This is a genomic window from Micromonospora sp. D75 (assembly GCF_018070405.1).
In the GTDB taxonomy this organism is placed as follows: Bacteria; Actinomycetota; Actinomycetes; order Mycobacteriales; family Micromonosporaceae; genus Micromonospora; species Micromonospora chalcea.
In genome coordinates, this window is sequence record NZ_JAGPXV010000372.1 from 1 (window position 1) to 5,857 (window position 5,857).

At 74.8% G+C, this 5,857-nt stretch carries 5 protein-coding genes; 3 read left to right on the plus strand and 2 right to left on the minus strand.

The window, feature by feature from the left end; translation table 11 throughout:
* Positions 1–366 (plus strand): VOC family protein (locus KBX39_RS20700; RefSeq protein ID WP_210872043.1); only part of this gene is annotated, 366 nt, incomplete at its 5' end.
* A 531-nt stretch (positions 367–897) separates the two neighbouring features.
* Here the strand turns inward: KBX39_RS20700 and aspS are convergent.
* Positions 898–2,184 (minus strand): aspartate--tRNA(Asn) ligase, encoded by a 1,287-nt coding sequence (aspS, locus tag KBX39_RS20705; RefSeq protein ID WP_210872045.1) that lies wholly within the window; start codon positions 2,182–2,184, stop codon positions 898–900.
* 357 nt (positions 2,185–2,541) lie between these two features.
* Between aspS and lipA the strand changes: the two genes are divergently transcribed.
* Together lipA and KBX39_RS20715 are read left to right on the plus strand one after the other, a co-directional pair.
* Positions 2,542–3,588, plus strand: a complete 1,047-nt coding sequence (gene lipA, locus KBX39_RS20710; protein WP_166456624.1) for a lipoyl synthase — start codon at positions 2,542–2,544, stop codon at positions 3,586–3,588.
* Positions 3,589–3,648: 60 nt separating this feature from the next.
* Positions 3,649–5,289, plus strand: a complete 1,641-nt coding sequence (locus KBX39_RS20715) for a DUF423 domain-containing protein (protein WP_247660402.1) — start codon at positions 3,649–3,651, stop codon at positions 5,287–5,289.
* On the opposite strand, the gene KBX39_RS20720 is transcribed toward KBX39_RS20715, so the two are convergent.
* Positions 5,271–5,857: response regulator transcription factor (locus tag KBX39_RS20720; RefSeq protein ID WP_210872048.1), on the minus strand; the 587-nt coding region annotated here is incomplete at its 5' end. The two genes, KBX39_RS20715 and KBX39_RS20720, sit on opposite strands and share 19 nt — an antisense overlap.

The window sequence follows — 5,857 nt, forward strand, 5'->3', positions numbered from 1 at the left end:
GTCGCCGAGTACGACCCGGCGATCGCGTTCTTCACCGAGGTGCTCGGGTTCGAGCTGGCCGAGGACAAGCCCTCGCTGACGAACGACGGCCGGCCCAAGCGCTGGGTGGTCGTACGCCCGCCGGGCGGTGGCACCGGCCTGCTGCTGGCCCGCGCCGACGGTGAGCACCAGGCCGGTGCGGTGGGCGACCAGACCCACGGCCGGGTGGGTTTCTTCCTCCAGGTCGACGACTTCGAGGCGGTGTACCGCCGGATGGCCGACGCGGGGGTCGAGGTCGTCCGGCCGCCCCGCACCGAGCCGTACGGCCGGGTCGCGGTCTTCCGCGACATCGCCGGCAACCTCTGGGACCTGCTCGGCCCGGCCTGACCGCCCGGTCCGGCCGATCGGCCCGGCCCGACCGCTCGGCGGCGCGGTGGCCGACCGGTCCGGATCGCCGTCCGCCCAGAACCGCCGCTCGCCCAGCCCCCACCCCGCCATCGGTCACGGTGAGTGACAACGCCGCGTCCGCGGCATGTGACCTCTCGCCGACTTTGCTCTGCAGCCAGATCCGCAACGATCACGCCCGGTCGACCGTTGCGCTCGTGGCTGCAGAGCAAAGGGCGCAGACACCCTTCCCTCCCTCCGGACGGCAGTCCGCCATAACCCCAGCTCAGCGCAATCCGCCGACGCCGAGGGCCTCTCGACCGCCCCGCAACAACCCTCACCGAGAGTGACCACTAGGCCGAGCGATCTCTCGTCACGCTCAGTGGCAGATCCGAACCGATTCCGGAGGTCGGCGGCGAGACCGCCGGCCCGATGCCGAGCCCGCGCCCGCCATCGGGGTCGGAACCGGGACCGGCTAGGAGCGAGCCCGCCGCCGCGGACCGGCACGGAGCAAGCCGCGCGAGGGCGCAGCCGTCAGGGCGCGAGGCGGTGCAGGTCGCGCGGGAAGGCGGTCACCTCCCGGACGTTCGCCGCGCCCGTCAGCCGCGCGACGAACCGCTCCAGCCCGATCGCGAACCCGCCGTGCGGCGGCATGCCGTGCCGGAACGCGTCCACGTACCCGGCGTACGGCTCGACCGGCTCGCCCCGCGCCGCCAGCGCGGCCAGGTAGTCGGCGTGCCGGTGCAGCCGCTGCCCGCCGGTGACCAGCTCCACGCCGCGGAACAGCAGGTCGAAACCGTTCGAGTACGCGGGCCGCGCCGGGTCCGGGTGGGTGTAGAAGGGGCGTTTCGCCATCGGATAGCCGGTGACGAAGAGAAAGTCGCTGCCGTGCTCGCGGAGCGCCCACTCCCCCAACGCCCGCTCGTGCGCCGGGGCCAGATCGGGTTCGGAAGGCGGCGCGCCGGCGATCGTCAACGCCTCGGTGAAGTGCACCGCCGGGATCTCGGCCGGCACCTGCTGCGCCGTCACGCCGAGCGTGGCCAGCGCGCCGTCCGCCCGGTCGGCGACTGTCGCCACCATCCCGGCCAGCGTGTCCCGCAGCACCGCCATCACGTCCCGGTGGTCGGCCACGAACCCCAGCTCGACGTCGAGCGACGTGTACTGGGCCAGATGCCGTGCGGTGTCGTGCGGCTCGGCGCGGAACACCGGCCCGACCTCGTACACCCGCTCGAAGACGCCCACCATGAGCTGCTTGTAGAACTGCGGCGACTGGGCCAGGTAGGCGGGACGCCCGAACCAGTCCAGCGCGAACACGTTCGCCCCGCTCTCGGTGGACGAGGCGACCACCTTCGGCGTGTGCACCTCGACGAAGCCCTGCCCGTCGAGCGTGGCCCGGAAGCCGGACACGGCCGCCGCCGAGATCCGCAGCGCGGCGGATCGGCTCGGGTGCCGCAGCGCGACCGGCGCGTGGTCGAGCTGGGTGGACAGGCCGGCCGTCAGCACCGGCCGGTACAGGTCGAACGGGGGCGGGACGGCGGGCGGCCCGAGCGGACGTACCGTCGGCTCGACGACCTCGACCCCGGCGGGCGCGGCCGGGTTCGCGACCACCGTGCCGACCACCTCGACGACCGTCTCCTCGGTGAGCGCCTCGACCTGCGCGCGCACGGCGGGCGCGGTGACCACCACCTGGGCGAGCCCGCCGCCGTCGCGGAGGACCAGGAAGGCCACCGACTTGAGCAGCCGGCGGCGGTGGGCCCAGCCGGCGAGCCGCACGGTCGAGCCCACCTGGGTGGGAAGTTGGGAGGACAGGATGCGTTGCACGACGACTACCTCCTTGACCAATCGCAACGCGATCCCCAGGGAGGTGTGGGCGAGCGGGAGCCTCGCGGTGCCACCACACCTTCGCTCCCGCCGGGGCGGGAGCCTCGTTCGTCGCCTTTTCACCGGGGCCGGCCGGGCGGGCTCTACTGGGCGCACAGGCGCTGTTCTTCCCGCAGCTCGGGAGGGTCTTCACGGCCCGGCGCCAGACCGCCTCGCAGCAACCGGCGGCTCTCTCGACTGGCGGATCGGTCCGTTACTCGGCTCCGTCACAGCTCTGCCCGGCACGCTAGCACCGGGCGCCTCGCGGTGTGACCGGGATTTTTGGCCCTTCGTGTCCGGTGTCACAGCGATTCCGGGGTGACGGCGGTCGCCCGCCGTTCATCGACCGGCGCCGACCGGCGTACGCTCGGTTTTGTGACGATCGAGCAATCCGCGCCGACGACTGAGCAGCCCGCGCGCCCCGCGACGGTCGCCCCGGAGGGGCGGCGCATGCTGCGGATCGAGGCACGCAACGCCGAGACGCCGATCGAGCGCAAGCCGCCGTGGATCAAGGTCAAGGCCAAGATGGGCCCGGAGTACACCCAGTTGCGCGGGCTCGTCTCGCGCGAGGGGCTGCACACCGTGTGCCAGGAGGCCGGCTGCCCCAACATCTACGAGTGCTGGGAGGACCGGGAGGCCACCTTCCTCATCGGTGGTGACCAGTGCACCCGGCGCTGCGACTTCTGTCAGATCGACACCGGAAAGCCGGCCGAGTTCGACGCCGACGAGCCGCGGCGCGTCGCCGAGTCGGTCGCCGCGATGGGTCTGCGTTACGCGACCATCACCGGTGTCGCCCGCGACGACCTGCCCGACGGTGGCGCCTGGCTGTACGCCGAGACGGTCCGGCAGATCCACGCGCTGCAGTCCGGCTGCGGTGTCGAGCTGCTGATCCCCGACTTCAACGCCGTCCCCGAGCAGCTCGCCGAGGTGTTCGGCTCGCGGCCCGAGGTGCTGGCGCACAACGTGGAGACGGTGCCGCGCATCTTCAAGCGGATCCGCCCGGCGTTCCGCTACGAGCGCTCGCTCGACGTGATCCGCCAGGCCCGCGCCGACGGCCTGGTCACCAAGAGCAACCTCATCCTGGGCATGGGCGAGGAGCGCGCCGAGGTGTCCCAGGCGCTGCGCGACCTGCACGAGGCGGGCTGCGAGCTGATCACCATCACGCAGTACCTGCGCCCCTCCCCCCGGCACCACCCGGTCACCCGCTGGGTCAAGCCGGAGGAGTTCGTCGAGCTGCGCGAGGAGGCCGAGGAGATCGGCTTCGCGGGCGTGATGAGCGGCCCGCTGGTCCGTTCGTCGTACCGCGCGGGCCGCCTCTACCAGCAGGCGCTCGACGCCCGCCGGGAGGTCGTCGCCGCCGGCTGAGGCCGGCCGTCGACCGCGTCACCCGCCGCCGGCCGCCCGCCGGATGCCATGATCACAGGCATGACCGCCGGGGTACGCGAGGAGCCACGCGAGACCGTGCGCTCCCGTACGCCCCGGCGGCTGCCGTTACCGACGCTGCTCGCCGTGCTCGTCGGGTTCGCCGCTGTGGGCTACCGGCTGGCGCTGCTGTTCGCCGACGTGCCGCCCACCAACAGCGACGAGGCGACGATGGGGCTGGCCGCCCTGCACATCGCCCGCGGCGACGGCTTCCCGGTTTGGTTCTACGGCCAGGCGTACATGGGCACGCTGGAGGCGTACCTGGCCGCGCCGCTGATCGCGCTGGCCGGACCGTCGGTGCTCGTGCTGCGGCTGCCCACGCTGGCGCTGTACGCGTTGTTCCTGCTGCTGTCCTGGCGGCTGACCCGGCGGCTCGGCGGTGACCGCTGGTACGCCCTGCTGGTCGTCGCCGTGCTGGCGCTCGGCGCGGACCGGGTGGTGAAGAACCAGCTCATCGCCGGTGGCGGCTATCCGGAGCTGAACCCGGCCGGCGCGGCGCTGGCGCTGCTCACCGTCGGGCTCTGCGTGACCGGGGCGGGCGCACGGCTGCCCCGCTGGGCGGCCTGGGGGCTGATCGCCGGAGTGCTGCTCTGGGTGGACCCGCTGATCCTGCCGTACGTGCTGACGCTCGGCGCGCTGCTGGTGGCGTGGCGGTGGCGGGAACTGGCCGGGCGGGCCGGCGTGGTGCTGGCCGGGGCGCTGCTGCTGGGCGCGGCCCCGATGCTGGTGGACAGCCTCCGGCACGGCCGCAACCCGGTGAGCGCGGTGCTGGCGGCCGGTGGCACGGGCGCTGCCGCGGACTGGGCCGACCGGCTGTACGGCGGGCTGGTGCTCGGGCCGCCGCTGGCGATGGGCTTCTGCTCGCCCGGCCGGTGCGCCACCTGGCAGCTCTGGTGGGCGCTCGCGTTCCCGCTGCTGTTGCTGCTCGCCGCGTTCACCGCGTGGCACACCCTGCGACGAACCTGGGGCGGTCCACGCTCGGTGGAGCGGGTGTCGGCCGGGGTGCGGCTGGCGCTGCTCGGCGGCGCGGCCGGGGTCCTCGCCGCCTACGCGGTCAGCAACGCGGCCGGGCGGACGCCGATCGAGAGCAGCCGGTACCTGTCGTGCCTGGCGGTGGCGGTGCCCGCCCTGCTCTGGCCACTGTGGCAGGCCGTCCGCCCACTCGCCGAGGTGGAGTCGATCAAGGCGGCCGGCGAACGGGCGGCCGGGGCTAGGGCCCGCGTGGCGGGTGTCGGGGCGGTGGCGGTACTCGCGGGCGTGCTCGGAACCGGCGCGGCGACCACAGTGGAGGTGATCCGGGCGGCCCCGGCCGTGCACGCCGAGGCCGACCGGCACCGCTCGCTCGTGGACACGCTCGGCGCGCTCGGCGTCCGGCACGTGCGCGGCGGCTACTGGACGTGCAACCGGCTCACCTACGCCACCGGCGAGAACGTGCTCTGCGCCGTGGTCGAGGACGACCTGCGCCCCGGATTCGACCGGCTGCCCGCGTACCGGCGGGAGGTGGCCGCCGACCCGGACGCCGCCTGGGTGGCGCTCGCCGGCTCGCCGCTGGCCGCCCGGCTGGACGCGCGCCTCGGCCCCGAACCGGGCGCGCTCGACGTCGTCACGGTCGCCGGCTGGCGGATCTACCTGCCACGCCGCTGACGCAGGCCCGGTGGCGGGTCGAGCAGACCGAGGCGGTGGGCCAGCGCGGCGGCCTCCACCCGGTTGGTCACGTCCAGCTTGGCGATGATCCGGGACACGTGCACGCTCGCCGTCTTCGGCGAGATGAACAGCCGCTCGGCGATGCGGCTGTTGCTGTGCCCCTCGGCCACCAGCCGCAGCACCTCCCGTTCCCGGCTGGTCAGCAGGTCCGGCCCGGGTCGCCCGGTGCCGCGCAGCCCGACCCGCCGGGCCAGCGTCGCCGCCTGCTCGCCCAGCGGGGGGGCGCCGAGCCGGGCGGCCACCTCGACCGTCTCCCGCACCGCGGCGGCCACGTCGTCCCGCTCGCCCGCCGCGGCGGCCGCCTCGGCCAGCCCGAGCCGCGCCCGGCCCAGCGGGTACGGCGGCCCGGCCGTCCGCCACGCCGCCACCGCCGCCCGCCACTGCGCGAGCGCCCCGGCGGGACCGGTGGGCGCGAGCCCGGCCAGGACGGCGGTGACGTGCGCCGCGTACGCCTGTTCGGCGGGGTGCCGGGCGGGCAGCGCGGCGGCCCTGGTGGACACGTCGGCGG